The sequence below is a fragment of the Salinicoccus siamensis genome (genome assembly GCF_042429615.1).
Taxonomy (GTDB): Bacteria; Bacillota; Bacilli; order Staphylococcales; family Salinicoccaceae; genus Salinicoccus; species Salinicoccus siamensis.
This window is the reverse complement of sequence record NZ_JBHMAH010000001.1, coordinates 39,966-56,117: the sequence shown is the minus strand read 5'-3', so window position 1 is coordinate 56,117 and position 16,152 is coordinate 39,966. Positions and strand designations below refer to the sequence as shown.

15 protein-coding genes and 3 pseudogenes are annotated in these 16,152 nt (G+C 45.7%); 1 reads left to right on the top strand and 17 read right to left on the bottom strand.

Annotated features, from left to right (window positions below):
- Positions 1 to 63 precede the first annotated feature (63 nt).
- From ACFFLE_RS00335 to ACFFLE_RS00300, 8 genes are read right to left on the bottom strand one after another with little or no spacing between them, the layout of a single operon-like run.
- Positions 64 to 1,680, bottom strand: a complete 1,617-nt coding sequence (locus ACFFLE_RS00335; RefSeq protein ID WP_380569164.1) for an ATP-binding cassette domain-containing protein — start codon at positions 1,678 to 1,680, stop codon at positions 64 to 66.
- Positions 1,680 to 3,248 carry an ATP-binding cassette domain-containing protein gene (locus tag ACFFLE_RS00330; RefSeq protein ID WP_380569162.1) on the bottom strand — a complete coding sequence of 523 codons (1,569 nt, stop codon included), beginning with the start codon at positions 3,246 to 3,248 and terminating at the stop codon, positions 1,680 to 1,682. Before ACFFLE_RS00330 ends, ACFFLE_RS00335 begins: the two co-directional genes overlap by 1 nt.
- Positions 3,249 to 3,299: 51 nt before the next feature.
- Positions 3,300 to 4,322 carry a GTP 3',8-cyclase MoaA gene (gene moaA, locus ACFFLE_RS00325; protein WP_380569160.1) on the bottom strand — a complete coding sequence of 341 codons (1,023 nt, stop codon included), beginning with the start codon at positions 4,320 to 4,322 and terminating at the stop codon, positions 3,300 to 3,302.
- An 11-nt stretch (positions 4,323 to 4,333) separates the two neighbouring features.
- Entirely contained in the window at positions 4,334 to 4,909 is a 576-nt protein-coding gene (gene mobA / locus ACFFLE_RS00320; protein WP_380569158.1) for a molybdenum cofactor guanylyltransferase, read from the bottom strand.
- Positions 4,906 to 5,142 carry a molybdopterin converting factor subunit 1 gene (gene moaD / locus ACFFLE_RS00315; RefSeq protein WP_380569156.1) on the bottom strand — a complete coding sequence of 79 codons (237 nt, stop codon included), beginning with the start codon at positions 5,140 to 5,142 and terminating at the stop codon, positions 4,906 to 4,908. Before moaD ends, mobA begins: the two co-directional genes overlap by 4 nt.
- Positions 5,142 to 5,585: a molybdenum cofactor biosynthesis protein MoaE gene (locus tag ACFFLE_RS00310; protein WP_344704600.1), complete on the bottom strand. Its 444-nt coding sequence runs from the start codon at positions 5,583 to 5,585 to the stop codon at positions 5,142 to 5,144. The genes moaD and ACFFLE_RS00310 overlap by 1 nt, the downstream gene beginning before the upstream one ends.
- Positions 5,582 to 6,031 carry a molybdopterin-guanine dinucleotide biosynthesis protein B gene (mobB, locus tag ACFFLE_RS00305; protein WP_380569153.1) on the bottom strand — a complete coding sequence of 150 codons (450 nt, stop codon included), beginning with the start codon at positions 6,029 to 6,031 and terminating at the stop codon, positions 5,582 to 5,584. The genes ACFFLE_RS00310 and mobB overlap by 4 nt, the downstream gene beginning before the upstream one ends.
- The gene (locus ACFFLE_RS00300) at positions 6,028 to 7,284 is read right to left on the bottom strand and encodes a molybdopterin molybdotransferase MoeA (RefSeq protein ID WP_380569151.1); all 1,257 of its coding nucleotides are present in this window, start codon (positions 7,282 to 7,284) and stop codon (positions 6,028 to 6,030) included. Before ACFFLE_RS00300 ends, mobB begins: the two co-directional genes overlap by 4 nt.
- Before the next feature lie 62 nt (positions 7,285 to 7,346).
- Here ACFFLE_RS00300 and moaC point away from each other — a divergent pair, with 62 nt between their 5' ends.
- Complete coding sequence (gene moaC, locus ACFFLE_RS00295) at positions 7,347 to 7,829, top strand: cyclic pyranopterin monophosphate synthase MoaC (RefSeq protein WP_380569149.1); 483 nt, start codon at positions 7,347 to 7,349, stop codon at positions 7,827 to 7,829.
- A gap of 21 nt (positions 7,830 to 7,850) precedes the next feature.
- On the opposite strand, the gene ACFFLE_RS00290 is transcribed toward moaC, so the two are convergent.
- The 9 genes and pseudogenes from ACFFLE_RS00290 to ACFFLE_RS00250 form a co-directional block, all read right to left on the bottom strand.
- Positions 7,851 to 8,351: a MogA/MoaB family molybdenum cofactor biosynthesis protein gene (locus ACFFLE_RS00290; protein WP_380569147.1), complete on the bottom strand. Its 501-nt coding sequence runs from the start codon at positions 8,349 to 8,351 to the stop codon at positions 7,851 to 7,853.
- 10 nt (positions 8,352 to 8,361) lie between these two features.
- Positions 8,362 to 9,366, bottom strand: a complete 1,005-nt coding sequence (locus tag ACFFLE_RS00285) for a ThiF family adenylyltransferase (protein ID WP_380569145.1) — start codon at positions 9,364 to 9,366, stop codon at positions 8,362 to 8,364.
- Between the two features lie 10 nt (positions 9,367 to 9,376).
- Positions 9,377 to 10,555, bottom strand: a pseudogene (locus ACFFLE_RS00280) (nitrate/nitrite transporter).
- 109 nt (positions 10,556 to 10,664) lie between these two features.
- Complete coding sequence (locus ACFFLE_RS00275) at positions 10,665 to 11,201, bottom strand: hemerythrin domain-containing protein (protein WP_380569143.1); 537 nt, start codon at positions 11,199 to 11,201, stop codon at positions 10,665 to 10,667.
- 15 nt (positions 11,202 to 11,216) lie between these two features.
- Positions 11,217 to 11,675 (bottom strand): annotated as a pseudogene (locus tag ACFFLE_RS00270) (LuxR C-terminal-related transcriptional regulator); the annotation flags it as partial.
- Positions 11,676 to 11,758: 83 nt separating this feature from the next.
- Positions 11,759 to 12,613, bottom strand: coding sequence for an IS3 family transposase (locus ACFFLE_RS00265; protein ID WP_380569226.1), 855 nt, complete (start codon positions 12,611 to 12,613; stop codon positions 11,759 to 11,761).
- 38 nt (positions 12,614 to 12,651) lie between these two features.
- Positions 12,652 to 13,320 carry a helix-turn-helix domain-containing protein gene (locus ACFFLE_RS00260; protein ID WP_380569141.1) on the bottom strand — a complete coding sequence of 223 codons (669 nt, stop codon included), beginning with the start codon at positions 13,318 to 13,320 and terminating at the stop codon, positions 12,652 to 12,654.
- 68 nt (positions 13,321 to 13,388) lie between these two features.
- Positions 13,389 to 15,152 (bottom strand): annotated as a pseudogene (locus tag ACFFLE_RS00255) (molybdopterin-dependent oxidoreductase); the annotation flags it as partial.
- A gap of 204 nt (positions 15,153 to 15,356) precedes the next feature.
- The gene (locus tag ACFFLE_RS00250) at positions 15,357 to 16,043 is read right to left on the bottom strand and encodes a hemerythrin domain-containing protein (RefSeq protein WP_380569139.1); all 687 of its coding nucleotides are present in this window, start codon (positions 16,041 to 16,043) and stop codon (positions 15,357 to 15,359) included.
- Positions 16,044 to 16,152: the final 109 nt, after the last annotated feature.

Below are 16,152 nucleotides of genomic sequence, written 5' to 3'. Positions count from 1 at the left end.
GTCATTTTCCCACTTTCTCTATAAAATAACTGCCATGATTCTATCATGCATATGATTTTATGACTATAAATAATCATTGAAGCGCTGAACAGCCTGAAAAACATGCCCTTTTTCAGCCATCAGACGAGAATAGCTGCCTGATTCTATTATACTGCCCTGTTCCATATAATGAATGTAGTCAAATTCCTCAAGGCGACTTAAGTCATGTGTACTTACAATTACTGTCGGCTGTGACAATATTTGATCCCACATTTTTTGCTTGAGCCTGTCATCTAGCCGCGCTGTCGGTTCATCCATAATCCACCATGACTTATCTTCGGCCAACATTCTTATGAAGTGCAGACGCTTTTGTTCCCCTCCCGATAGCCGGCCGGTGAACTCGATCATTTCTTCTGGTGTATAGTAAGACATTTCCATCAATTCGAGATCTTCGACAACTTCTTCTCTAGTTCTGTTGAGATGACCGAAAAGAGTGACGTTGTCAGTGACTGAAGCATTGTAGAAGTCGAGATGTTGGGGCATGATGGATGCATTTTGAAGTAACGCCTCCTGGCTGACTTCCTCAGAATCGTGACCTAGACGGATTGAAGGACCACCCTCAATGATGCGTTCAAGCAAGGTTGTCTTGCCGGATCCACTGCTGCCGATGATTGCGTGCTTTTCACCACGCCTGAAGTTGGCCGTGATGCCTTTTAGGACATCGACTGAGGCAGTGGCGTAACGATAATCAAGCAGCGTCACATCTATTTGGTCGAGGGAGACATCGTTCGTTATTGTCGGTTTGGGTGACGTCTCAGCGTTGAGTACCCCTACCGCTTCCTTGACTGATCTGTACCGGCTTGCAGGTTGCATGACCGGCATGACGAGATCGAAATAGCTGAGCACCAGCAACATGATCATCGGCACAAGGAGTGGCATGTCTTCATACAGCCAAAATATGATGAACAGGAGTGCCGCAATCTGAAGCAGTTGGGCGATAAACTGCATTGCAGCGTCCGAGAAGGCAATCTTATCTTCTGTTGCTTTTACCCTGGAGATTTCCTGGGAAATCTCTTTTTTCTTATCTTGCATCCTTCCTGTCACAAATAAGTCCGTAAAGTCGTGGATATAGTGGTAGAGACGGCCATAGAGCGCGTCTTCAACACCATTTCTGGCACGCAGATCATTTGTTACCCGCTTTTCAAACATTTTCGGTATGGCATAAAGAAGCACCAGCGCCACAACTGTCGACATGATTACAAATACTGACCCGAAATAGATGGATAGAATGATCAGCAGCATTGATAACAGCAACGCTACTATATACGGATAGACAATGCGGATATAATAATTTTCGACCTCTTCAAAATACTGGTTCAGCCGCTGTATGAATTTAACGCTATGGGTGTCCGCATGATGTTGTATGGCGGCTTTGAAGTAATTCAATCTAAGGCGCCCGATGAGCCTGAATGTCGCATCATGCGAGAGTAGACGCTCAATATATTTGAAGGCGCCTTTCATCATCCCGAAAAACTTGATTACTGCAATGATGAGGACGATTATGAAAAATGGCGGGTCGAAGAAACTGAGGCTGATCATATAGCCACTGAGCCCGAATAGAGAGACCCCCACCAGACCACCTGCAAGGCCGAGAAGGATGCTGTAGAGGATATTTTTCCTTTCACTCTTCAAATATTCCATTACAAAGCCCCTCCCCTTACAATGTTACGGTCGGCGAACGTGTAGTGTATATCAGCAATGTTGAGCAGTTTCCTACGGTGTACCACTGCTATGATGGCACTTTCATGCTTGATTTCATCCAAGTATGAGAGAACCATCTCTTCCGTCGTTGCATCGAGGAACTCTGTAGGTTCGTCCATAATGATGATTTCAGGCTTTCTTATCAGTGCACGCGCCATCTTGAGCCTCACCACTTCCCCGCCTGAGAGGGGGATGTTGTGGTTTACGATTTCAGTATGGATGCCCTGCTCCAGATTGTTCAAGCTTCCCATCAAGTCAAGGCGATTCAATATACTGACGACGTCTTCCTCGCTGTAACGCCCATCAGAAACATAGTCATAGATGGAAGTGTCCGAGAAGTAGACTTCATCGGATATATATCCGATATCATCCGTATGAAGATATAAGGCACCTTCAGTAGGGCGGTGGAGTCCAAGCAACATACGCATGAAGGTACTCTTACCGATGCCGGAAGGACCTGTTATGGCAGTGAGCCCTGTTTTCGGCAAGGATAGATTAACATTTTCCAGAAGCGATAGCTCCCCGTAGCCCATTGAAACACCTTCAAGTCTCACTGCACTCGTTTGAGCATTGAAAATGCGGTACTCTTCGGTTGGTTCTTCCTGGTCGATTAGCACTTCAATACGGTCCAAATGCCCTTGGGCAAGCTTACCATTATGAAATTCGATGCCGAGTACTTTTAATGCATTATAGAACTCAGGCGCCAGCAGCAACGTGAAAAATGCCGCATAGAATGTAATGCCATCAAAAATTATGATCTGCAACCCAACTTCAAGAGCAATGAGTCCAATCCCGAGAATCGTAATGAACTCAAGCATTAAAGTGGATTGGAAGGCATATTTTAAAATATTCATCGTTTCTTTTACATAGCCCGAATTAAATGATCTGAGCCTATCGATGACAGTTTGCTGAGATTGTGTGTAGCGTACCGTATCCTTCCCCCTTATCAGGTTGAGGAAAAGCGTACCAAGCTCGTCGAACTGCGTGGCCTGAGCTTCCGATTCATCCTTCGTACGCAATCCCACAAGGATGTAATACAAAGGTACGAATGGTGCTGTGAATAACATGATGAAAGCAGCATTTTTATGGACGAAGAATGATGCTATGATAATTACTGCTAGTTTGACAGCAGTCTGTATGACAGTGGGGATGAAGACCTTTTCGAAAGGGCGGTATTTCTCCATATGGACAAATACTGCATTGAGCATCGCTTCTGATTGCTTTTTGGTGCCATCCCCGATCTTCTCAATCAACTCGGTGGTCAATGCCTCTATACGGCTGTTTGCAATTTTAGCCGAAGTCACCCTATAGATCATCAACAGCATTGCATAGATGATGAAGAAAAGGCCGGCCAACGTCATCCCTTTAACAGCTGGAGTTTTCTTTTCTATTACAATTTCTTCAAGCACTAGCGAAAGGTTATGTCCAAACAAGACGAAAGCCGCCACGCCCATCATGGACATCAGTGTATACAACAGGATATATTTCTTTGGTATGTTCAGCTTCATAATTATCCTTTCCATCGACAAAGAACGTGAAGTCACACTTCACGTTCTTTGTCAGCCACCTATATAGCTCATATTGATCTTATTGCGCTTCCGGCGGTTTTCTGCAGTAATTTCCGTCCTGAGATCTGAGTAACGGTCGTCCCGCCTGTTCCATACCCCAGTCAGTATCTCTTCCAATTCCTGGTCGGATACACCTTCTCTAAGGTGCTTCCTGACATCAAAACCTTCCACAGCGAAAAGGCAACCATAGAACTTTCCATCTGAGGAGAGTCTGGCACGGGTGCATGTCGAACAGAAGCTTTCAGACACGCTGGTGATGAAACCAAGGTGCGAATCTGCGTCATTATGACGATAGACTTTTGCCACTTCCCCGTAGTATGCCGGTTCCAAAGGTTCAATATCAAATTCATTCTCAAGAATTTCCAGTATTTCTTTTTTGGTGACTACTTTATCAAAATTCCACCCATTATCGTTTCCGACATCCATAAATTCTATGAATCTCAATGTTACAGGCATCTTTTTGAAGAAGCGGGCCATTGGCAGTATTTCATGGTCATTCAAGCCTTTTTGCACAACCATATTGATTTTAATCTTAAATCCGAGTGAAATGGCATACTCAATCTGCTCGATTATCCTTGAAGTGCCGATACCGCGATCATTGATCTGTCCAAACAATTCGTCATCCATCGCGTCAAGGCTGATATTGAGTCTCCTGAGCCCTGCTTCATAAAGTTTCTTGCCATGTTTCTTCAACAATAGACCATTTGTGGTCATACCTATATCTTCAATACCCTCTATATCATTAAGCCTTTTTATCAATACATCGAGGTCCCGTCTAAGAAGCGGTTCCCCGCCAGTGATCCTCAATTTTTTGATGCCCAGGGACGCGTATATTTTTGCAATGCGTTCAATTTCCTCAAAAGATAAGAGCTCGTCCTTCTTCATAAACTCGAAATCATCCCCGAAAATCTCTTTCGGCATGCAGTATCTGCATCGGAAATTGCAACGGTCAGTCACTGATATCCTCAGATCCCGAATCGGTCTGCCAAATTTATCCGTTATACTTCCCGCCATCGTACCCCTCCTCAGTGAAGGTCTGCTTTTCTATTGATGTTCAGGAAACTGGTTACATCAATATCATAAAGTTTACTGTCCACTTCGATTGTCTTTCTTTCTGCGAATAGTGCTTTCATGCTTCTTCGGTCTGTCGTCAATAATCTTTCAATGTCTGAAGCGAGCCCGCCCCCCTGATAGATGCCAACAAGTGGGTGTAACCTGTCTCCAGACCGTGTCACAACGATTGACTGGTCATCAAGAGCCACTTCATGCAGAGTCCTGATCCACTCTGGGCTAATGTAGGGCGTGTCACATGATATGATGAGCAATCGCTTATCCGGATAGGCATCGGCAAATGTATATATGCCGGCAAGCGGCCCCCTATCCCTGAACCTTTTCACATCCACTTTTACCGGCATATCATCAAATCGACCACTTAATCTCGAATTAGTGCTGACCATGATATCATCGCACACGCCCGATTGTTCCAACGCATCTACTATATGCCGATACATCGGCTTACCGTCTATTTCAAAGAAAGCCTTATCTTCACCAAAACGGGTCGAGTTCCCTCCTGCCATGACTATGCCTATAGTGCCTGTCATCCTCCACTCACTGGTGGAATCAGAGCAACCTCATCCGTTTTTGAAAGTATGTGCGTATCCTTAACGAATGATTCGTTGCAGGCCACTTGGAAAACATCCCCTTCGAGGGCGGGATATTGCCTATATACCGTTTCTTTCAACTCTTTGACCGTAGGTTCATTTTTGATGTCCAATGTGATGTGGGTACCCCCAATCTTCTCCTTCAGCCCTGCGAACACCATGATATCCATCATTATTCCTCCTCCACACTTGAATGGTACTGACGCTGATGCCCCATCCATTCTTCACCGTCTTCCCATACTTCTTTTTTCCAGATTGGAACAACTTCCTTAATCCGTTCTATCGCATATTCATTGGCTTGATAACTATCTTTCCGATGTGGGGCACTTGTTACTATGACGACAGCAATATCTGATATTTCAAGCTTGCCCACCCGATGGGCGATTGTTGTAATGACCCCAGGCCAACGTTGTGCAATCTCATCCCCAATTTGGGCCATTTTACTTTCCGCCATAGGTTTATAGGCTTCATACTCCAAGTGGACAGTTCTAGTCCCTTTTGTCCACTCGCGCACATGACCTGTAAACATGCATACAGCCCCTTGCACTTCGTTGACCGTATAACTATGGTACTTGTTGATATCTATTGGTGTATCCACTATTTCATATTGCTTCATATTCCAGAACTCCATTCGTCAAACCATTGGAAAACCTTAGCCTCATCATACCTCATATCCGCTTCCATTAAAACATTCCGCATCCCTATTTCACTGACATTAGTGTGTCCATCGGAAAAGGAGTAGGTCAGTACTATTTTAGGGTACGCTTCATGTTTGTACCCTTCTATCAATACGACATCCATTGCACCTTCAAATTCTGCCAGCTGTTCGGCCAGATTGGGGTGTTTCCTTGTCTCAATGGTTATGGACGGGGTATTCAATATCGTCGTATCGGCACCTTCAAGCAAAAACCTCTCCGTATCGGTGCTTCCGGCTTCTTCTTCCAGATGATGGTGCTTTATCACTGCAACTTTCTGTTGTTGCTGTTTCAGTCGCTTTACAAGCTTCAATATCAGGGTGGTCTTGCCAGTGTTCTTGAAACCGGTTATCTGCAGAATCTTCATAGATTGAACTGCCTGGCCCCGGTAGTCATATCAGTCATCATCACCTTGATTGGATCTCCTTTTTGGTACCCCCTTGAACCGCCCGGCAAAACGATGATGCCATTGCTTCTCGCAATGGACGTGACCGCATTCGACTTATTGAAACCAGCCGGTTTTGCGTATATGCCTCCGGCACGATAGTCAATCTCTGCCCTGACGAAGCGTGTGAACGGATTGGCTTTTTTAAAGTCACCGTCAAGTACACCATCCACTACAGGTGCATAGATTTTATCGTGCCCCATCATCTTAAGCAGTGACGGCCTTGCAAACAATTCAAATCCTGTGTAGCATGCTGAAGGGTTGCCGCTCAAACCGAAGAGAGGGACTCCTCCGAGCATGCTCACTGTTGTGACACTCCCTGGACGCATACCCACTTTATTGAAGAGTTCCTCAGCGCCAAGGGACTCATACAGCTTGGGCAAGAAATCGTAATCGCCTACGGAAACGCCGCCAGTTGTGATTATGGCATCCACTTCATCCAACATATCTTCAACGCGTTCGAGGAGTGTGTCAAAATCATCGGCTTCCAATGCATACATTTTCCCGGTGATGTTCATCCGCTTCAGTTGACTCATGATCATCGGGCCATTGGAATTTCGTATCTTACCTGGACTGAGTGGCTGGTCAATCTCTATCAATTCACTCCCTGTAGCCAAAATGCCGACGACGGGTTGTCTGTAGACCTCTACGTTTTTATAGCCGAATGTCGCCAAAGTTGCCACAGTACCAGGATTGATGAACGTGCCCCGAGGTACGATCACTTCACCCTGTTGACACTCCTCGCCTTCTATCGCAATATTTTCGCCTGGATCGAACGCTTTCCTTATCGTAAAAGCCTCATCATTCATCTTCGCCTGTTCAAACATGACAACTGCGTCAGCGCTTGCTGGTACAGGCGCTCCGGTCATTATACGGAAAGCCTCATTTTCTTTAAGTATATAATCACTTGTCGAGCCTGCTGGCACTTCTTCTGCCACCGTAAACTCGATTCTATCATCACCTGAAGCCCCTATTGAGTCCTTTGAACGTATCGCAAATCCATCCATAGCTGATTTGTCAAAATGAGGCACTGGCATGGTGGCCTTCAGATCTTCCGCTAAAATACGCCCATATGTTTCCCTATAGGAAACCGCTTCACTCTTAAGAGGCGTTACTTCAGCAACGGCACGATCCACTGCCTCCGGTACAGGGATCGGCTTACGGTTCAAATTCATATCATCCCTACTTTCCTATCATGAACTCTGTTATACTCATTATACTAGAAAGGAAGTTTAAATTGTCGAAATTCACTCACTTCAACCAAGAAGGCAGAGCCCGGATGGTCGATGTTTCCGATAAAGAGATAACCACCCGTACAGCGCTCGCCAAAAGTACGCTCATTGTTTCTAAAGAAATACACGAAGCCATTACAGGCAAGACTGTAGAAAAAGGTGATGTGCTTTCTGTGGCTCAGGTTTCAGGCATCATGGCTGCAAAGAACACGCATCAGATCATACCAATGTGCCATCCGCTTCCTCTGTCCGGCATAGATATTTCCTTCACTTGGGATTTATCTGATGGCTACGCACTTCATATTGAAGCAACAGTTAAGACTTCCGGTCGCACTGGTGTCGAAATGGAAGCATTGACAGCAGCAAGTGCAGCTGCCCTGACCGTCTACGATATGTGCAAGGCGATCGATAAGGGGATGATCATCCGCGAAACCGCCCTGGTCTCGAAGACTGGCGGGAAATCCGGTGATTACCATATAGACAAGTAAAGCGTGCCATACGGCACGCTTTTATTTATTCAATTCGTGGACGATATGGTTTAATTCAGGGACAATCAACCGTTCCATCGCCAACTTGACCGCTCCTGTCGATCCCGGTAATGAAAGCACCACTGCGTTGCCGATGCTTCCGGCTATAGCCCTTGAGAGTATACTTCGTGACCCGATATCCTCTGTAAAGCTGAGCATACGGAAAATTTCTCCGAATCCTTCTATCTCCTTATCAAAAAGAGGCCGCACTGCTTCGATGGTGACATCTCTAGGTGCTATGCCCGTCCCCCCCGTCGTTATGATGGCATCTGCGCCATTATCCAAAAGCTCATGTACCGCATCTACAATCTCTTGCTGGTCATCTTTGACGATGCTGTACCACTCCGGCTTGATTTCCACATTCATTCCTGACACGTAATCCATGACAAGGCGTCCGCCTTTATCGCTTTCCTTAGTGCGTGTATCACTGACCGTTATAACGCCCATACGAATTTCGCGATCTATTTCTCCCACTAGACTCATGATGATCCTCCTATCCGAACAATTGGTTGATAAGGGTCTTCGCACGATTCATATCATGCAGGCCATGGATCAGAATGCGTCCATTATTGAAGCAGACGAACCTTTGGCCACTATAGTGGAACTCCTGGAAGTACGGCGTGCGGTTCACTTTCATATCCAACCGAGTCAATGTATGGTTTACAACTTCCGCAGTCAGCCGACCATCGATCACCTGGACGGTGTCGCGGCCGCATAACCGCATGGCATTGTCCGTATTCTCTTCTTCAAATGCCGGATAGACAGGGGCACATCCACATGTCATACAATTTGAATCTTTCATTGCATCGACCTTATACTTCATATGTTCCATATCCCAGACGTTGCCGATCCGTAAGTAATAGGGTGCCTCATATTGGTCTGTAAGTATTTTAATTGCAGTCGTGACCTGCTCGGCCACTGCCATCTGTACTGCAGGAGCGATGATGCCGGCAGTGTCGCACGTTAATGTGGTGCTCGGCAACACTGGCACCAGACAGCGGTAGCATGGTGTAGCGTCAGGCACAAAACCGCAACTGCTGTAAGAGGCCTCTACACAAGCTGCGTAGACCCAGGGTTTTGATGCTTTATATGCAACGTCATTGATCAGCAGGCGCGTATCGAAATTATCTGTTCCATCCAACAGAATATCTGCATCCATGGCGAGCTCCGTCAATAGCGGGCCATCGCAATGCGCAATATGTGCATCTATCTCGAGGTCCGGACGGATTGATTGTAGACGTTCTTTCGCAGCAATTACTTTCGGTTTCTTATCATCTGCATCCTGTTCGGTAAAAAGGGTTTGGCGCTGAAGATTGGAGTGTTCGACATAGTCACGGTCAATCATGATCAGCTTGCCGATACCTGCCCGTGCAAGCAGTTCACTGGAAAGGGAACCGAGCGCCCCGGCCCCAATGATGAGGACTGTGCGTGAGCCGATCAGGCGCTGGCCTTCTGCCCCTATTTTATTAAAAAGCATCTGCCTCGAATATCGTTCCATATCATCCCTCTTATGCAAGTTCATTTTTCTTAAGGTTACTATTCATGTAGAACATTGTAAACAGACTGATGATGCAGAAAACTGACAGTAGGATGAACCCAATTGCATAGCTACCCGTCAAATTGTGCGCCTGATCGATTACAATCGGCGGGAAAAAGCCACCCAGGCCACCCATCATTGCAACGATTCCATTACTGATACCCGCCTGTTTCGAGAAGTATGTCGGCACGAACTTGAAGACAAGTCCATTTCCGATCCCCGCGCATACCGCTGCAAGCAAACTTCCCAGGGTAAACAAGAAGATGAAATTATATGTGAAGGCAAGCAGTAGTCCTGAAACGGCCAGCCCGATAAATACAATGATCAAAGAGTGCAGCGCATTGAACCTATCACCAATCAGCCCGCCTATCGGCCTGAGCACCGTCGCGATTATAATGAAAACCGCAGTTCTGACACCAGCATCCAAGGTCGTCAGTCCAAACAAAGCTTCATCCGTCAGGAATGCCGGTAAGAAGAGGCCGAAAGCAACGAAGGCACCAAATGTAATGAAGTATCATAAGTTGAAGAAGTAGAACTTATAGTCGCGCATGACTTCCTTGAATTGCTTGCCAAGAGGCAGACTTACTTTCTTTTCATTTCTATCGCCCATTATGAACTGCAGAATGGCAAATAACGCCAATACCATAAGATATGTCTGGACAGCTGCCTGCCACCCACCAAGTGCGAGAACCAGCAATGGCGCTCCGAAACTTGTCACGGCAGTCCCGATATTACCCATGGCATATACACCATTTACAAACCCGTGTTTTTCTTTCGGGCAATACTTTGGAAGACTCGTAACACCTACACTGAAAATCGCTCCGCCGACGCCGAGGAATACCGCTGCTATCATAAGGTCCATCGGTGTAGTAGCGATAACCAGATAGAAAACTGGAACCAAAAGGAAAATGAAGCTGAACAGGAACACTAGGCGCGCTCCGATCTTATTGGCCAGTATGCCGAATGGTATGCGCAGGACAGAACCCAAAATCACCGGGAGGGCAACAATCAAAGATTGTTGCGTGGCCGCTTCCGGGATATCTTCGACGATTTCAGGGAAGAGTGGTGCAAGCAATGTCCACACCATGAAGCCGGCAAGTAGACTGAATGTGTGGAGAAGCAGTTGCTTTTTACCCATTTTCTCATTCATAGGAATCAACCTCTTTTATCTTATATTGTGATTTATTATACATACATAGTATAATTCAAAATCCGCAATATAGTTAAGAAGGGAAAACCCTATATTTAGCGTTGGGCACTCATGCCAGTTCAGTGATGAGTGTATTCACTTGTTCAAATAACACTTCTTCGTCGACTGTCTTCAGCATCTTATCTGCCATTTCAAAAAGGACTGACTCCTCTTTCACCATATGTACCATCAACACTTCATAAGCCTCCATGACGTCTTTCACCATTTCATTCATGCTCTCAAGGGACATCTCGTTCATATCATGCATGGAGTGATGAAAAAAATGGGCGATATATGAGTCTATCTCTGCATGCTCCTCCTCAATCGACATGATCGGTCCCTGCTCCAACCCGAAGTATGCACCGAGCATCGGAAAGAAGAACCTTTCCTCCTTCTCCTGATGCCGCTTCAAAGGTTTTTCGAACGCATTCAATTTCTGTCTGAGATCTTTGATGACCATCAGCCCTTCCAATCTGCTTTTCACGTCATCATGCTCAAACTTCAATACCAATCTAAACCAATCATCCATCAGATACTTCAGGTAGCGATGTTCGTTTTCCAGCACCCTCAATGCTTTCACTTTAAACTGAAACGTGTCCTGTGCCACTCCATTCCCCTCCAGTTAAAAATCCATCAGTTTTTTCTTCATTGCATATTCAACAAGTTCCGGACGTGATGTCAATTCCAGTTTCTCCATGATTCTTGATTTATGGGCCTCAATCGTTTTAACGGAAACAAAAAGCATGCCTGCAATATCTTTGTTTCCATACCCTTTGGCGATAAGTGGCAGGATTTCCAACTCCCTCTTTGTCAGGATATTGAATGGTTCATTCGAATGTTCCGGATACTGATCATTGTTCAGCAGCCGCTCCATATCTCCATCCATCAGCACTGGATCAATGTACCGTTTACCGTTGTAGATAGTCCTGATTGCTGAAATCAATTCGTCGTCTGGTGAATTCTTCAATATATAGCCGTGTGCGCCGCTTTTGAAAGTATGGGTGATATATTCCTCATCATCATACATGGTCAATATCAATACTTTGATTTCTGGAAAAGCTTCTGTAATACGGCTGGCTGCAAAATGATCTGAACCCTATCAAGTTGACAGATGAAATAATATAAATGTTTCCCGCCTGAGAATGGAGATTCTCAGGCGCTTTTCTATGCCGCCAATGCCCTGAATTCCAGCGGACTCAATCCCTTGAATTTGTGTTGCGGTCTGTGGTGGTTGTAAAACTCAATATAGTGTGTAATGTCTTCTATAATTGTTTGATAATCCGCATAGTACTTCTGCTTGCGTCTGATGTGGAACCGTTCCGATTTGATTTTTCCCCAGAATGCTTCAATCGGGCCATTATCGATGCATCTTCCGACGCGGGACATGCTTTGTTGAATCTGCTGGACATCCAGAATCTTTTTAAAGCCGTAGGAGGTGTACTGGAAGCCACGGTCACTGTGCACAAGCGGCGTTGCCTGCGGGTGCTTTTGAATCGCAGAAGTGAATGTATCAAAAACAAGCTGATTATTGTTTGCACGGCCGAATTTGTAGGCCACAATACTGTTGTCGTACAGATCGATGATCGCGCTCAAGTAGGCTTTCTCTCCGTTCAGCGCTTTGAATTCAGTCACATCGGTGAGCCATTTCTCATTCACATGGGCTGCGTGGAACTCTCTGTTCAATACGTTCTCAGCGACCTGTTGCGGTGTGTGGGGGACGTATTGTTTCCTTTTGATCCGGGTCACCGATTTCAAGCCCATCCGTGTCATCAGCCGATAGATGCGTTTCCTGTTATACCCCGTCCTCAAGGATTTGTTGACCGCATGGCACATCTGACGATCGCCATAGATGCCGTCCGTTTCAACATAGATTTCGGCAATCGCACTGGCCACTGTGTCATTCTCTGCTTCAGCGTGTGGCACGGGGCGTTTCTGATATTGATAATACGCTTGTCTTGAGATGCCTGCCGTATGGCATAATTCAGAGATGGCATAGCCTTCATTATGCAACGTAGTGATGGCAGTGTGGAGCGTGTGACTGGGAACCCGGCTGTATTTTAATCCCTCTCGAGTGCCGCCAACTTTTTTAGCAGGGCGTTCTCCACCTCAAGCTTTCGTTTATCTGCTTTGAGCATGGAAATTTCTCTGTTCAAGCGGTCCGTCTCAGTGAGCTGGTCTTCTGATTTTCCTTTTCCGCGTCTGTCCTCAAGACCGGCTTCACCATATTCCTGATACTTCACAACAATGTTCCGGGCCTGCTGGTAACTCACCTCGAATCTTTCGGCAAGTTCACGATAACTGATATCCCCCTGTGCATGATACTGCGCAATCTCAACCCGTTCTGCGTACGTTGTTTTCCGTCCCTTGGTCAATGGTGAAGCTCCCTCCCGCGTCGTTCTTATTTCTTCACCATTATTGTAACGTATAATCCAATTCCGAACAGTTGTTTTCGACGGTATGTCATATTTGTGTGCGAGTTCGTGAGTGGAGATCATTCCATTCATATATTCTTTTGCGACCATTTCTTTAAAGCCGCGGGTATATGTTCTATGCCTGTCCCGTTTCTTTAATCCCTCAGCACCATGCTTCTCATACTTTATCCGCCACTTTCTAAGTGTCTCCACAGACACCTGATGCTTTGTGGATATATGGCTTGGACTGATGCCTACCCTCAATTCCTGAATCATTTTCAGCTTTTCTTCAAATGAATAATATTTGTCAGTCATAAAAGAACCCCCTCCAGGTTTTACAGATGTTTTATTTCATCTGTAAAACCTGGAGGGGGTCAGATCAATGGTCCGCCCCAGTCTTTTGCAAATGCTACCTGGCCCCATCCTTCAAGCGGCCTTACTTTTTCCTGGCCGACATAATGGGCCCAGCCACCCCCATTTTTACCTTGGCATCCGCACAGGATGACCAGGTTCAGGATGGCCCTATATATTGTATCCGAGTTGAACCAGTGATTGATGCCTGCTCCCATGATGATCATCGAGCGTCCATCTGTGTCTACAGCGTTCTGTGCAAACTCACGGGCGATCTGTACCACAAGTGATCGTTTGATTCCCGTTACTTTCTCCTGCCATGCTGGGGAGTAGATGGAAGATGCATCATCATATCCTTTTGCTTTGTGTTCAGTACCGAAGCGGTTGATGCCGTACTGGCTCAACATCAGGTCATATATGGTTGCTGCGTAACGCTCTGTACCGTCTGCCAAGGTCACTTTGCGTGCTGCGATGGGACGGGTGAAAGTGCCATTTCCAGCATTATCAAAATATGGATAGACAATCTCAACTACTTGCGATTCTGGACTTTCAACCATCATCCGCGGGTCAATCGGAGTTCCGTCATCCTTTTCGAGTTTCAAGTTCCATTTCTTGCCTTCTTCCCACCTTTGGCCCATCGTACCGTTTGGAGCGATCATTTCGCCGGTATTGCCGTCCAGTATGACCGGCTTCCATTCTGCGTGCTCTGACTCAAGGCCAATATCGCTCTCCCGTAAAAACCGGCCGGCCTTCAAAGTATCCTCAAATTCATCCAACAGGATGAGGAACGGCATGTCTGTAAAGCGTTTGGCATAATCGATGAACATCGGTTCTTTTCTTTCATGATAGAACTCATCCAGGATGACATGCGTCATCCCCTGTGCCAGTGCCGCGTCTGTTCCTGGATTTGGTGCCAGCCAATTATCGGCGAATTTGACATTTTCTGCATAGTCTGGAGCAACGGATACGATTTTAGTCCCTTTATATCGGACTTCAGTCATAAAGTGTGCGTCCGGCGTACGTGTCAGCGGAACATTTGAGCCCCACATCATCAAATAATTGGAGTTATACCAATCTGCAGATTCGGGTACATCAGTCTGGTCCCCCCAAATCTGCGGAGACGCATTCGGAAGATCGGCGTACCAGTCATAGAAACTGAGCATCTCGCCCCCAATTAGGGAAATGAATCTTGAACCCGCTGCATAGCTGAGCATGCTCATGGCAGGAATTGGAGTGAATCCTGCAATGCGATCCGGTCCGTATGTCTTGATTGTGTATATGAGCTGAGCTGCTATGAGTTGTGTGGCGTCTTTCCAGTTGACTCTCACATGACCGCCCATCCCCCTTGCCTGCTTATAGGATTTCGCCTTCTCTTCGTCTTCGACGATGCTCGCCCATGCTTTCACCGGGTCCTGCTGTTCTTCCAATGCTGTTCGCCATAGGCGCCATAGCTCCCCTCTCATGTAAGGGAACTTTATGCGCATCGGACTATACTCATACCATGAGAATGAAGCACCACGAGGGCATCCTCTCGGTTCATACTCCGGCATGTCGGGACCACATGAAGGGTAGTCCGTCTGTTGATTTTCCCAAGTTATATTCCCATTCTTGACGAAGACCTTCCAAGAACAGGATCCCGTGCAGTTTACTCCATGTGTCGTTCTGACTACTTTGTCGTGACTCCATCGTTGACGGTACATTTTTTCCCATTCGCGACTCTTTTCTTCCAGAATCGACCAGTTACCATTGAACTTCTCAGTAGGCTTGAAAAACTTAAGTCCAAACAAACCATCCATCTGTGCCACTCCCATCAAAATTTCTGCTATTTGATTAACATATATCTATATTATCTGGCTAAAGCGCCTATAAAGATATTAGGGAATTTCCTACTTTTGGGATGTATTAATATGAAATTGATGATGGTCATAACCCTCAAGCATATATGTATCGTTTACATAATATAAAAACCCTGACCTAAAAGGCCAGGGGACTCTAGTGAATCACTCATAGTGTTCCTCTCTAACATTCTTGAATAAGATATTGTTTTCTAGATGGACATGGTCCAACGTATCTTTTTCCAACTTTTCCATCCTTTGATATACAAAGCGTATGATTCCGGAGTCTCCTTCTTCCGGTGTGAAATCATTCGTCAGATCGCGCATTCGCCAAAAAGCCTCTACCGCGTTCCGATGTTCATCTTCGAGTTCTGTCAAATGAGGTTTTAAAGCCTCTTTCAACTCGGCTGATGGTGTCGCCATGAATTCTTTAAGCATTGGAAATACATTGTCGTCTTCATCCCTCGTATGGTCGAGGAGCGCAGTCTTCAAGTTAAGGAAAACAGTTTCCACTTCCTCAAGGGCACGATTTTCTTTGGTCATTTTTTCAACATATTCTTCCAATACCGGCAATTCGTCTTTCAAGTCTTCATGATACTTCCGTTGAATATATTTGATGAGACTCTCTTCGTCCATATACTTGACATCAATGCCATCCATATTTTCAGTATCGTATTGATTTATTTCATACAAGAGGTTTTCAAGTGGCAATTGCTGCGCTTCTCCTATACTCTGCAATGTCCGTCCACCCTCATTGGCAAAATCGACTCTCAGTTTCCGCATCATATCGCCGGCTTTTGGGACTTCTGTCACAATCTCGCCTAATGTCATCTGTGCTGTTATATTTTTCAACCTGCATTCCTCCCTGTTTTATTGTAACCATACCTTTATAGCGCATCATCTAAACGATTTCTCCACCAGTTTAATGAAACATCGGCTAGGGTATATTATAATCATCATA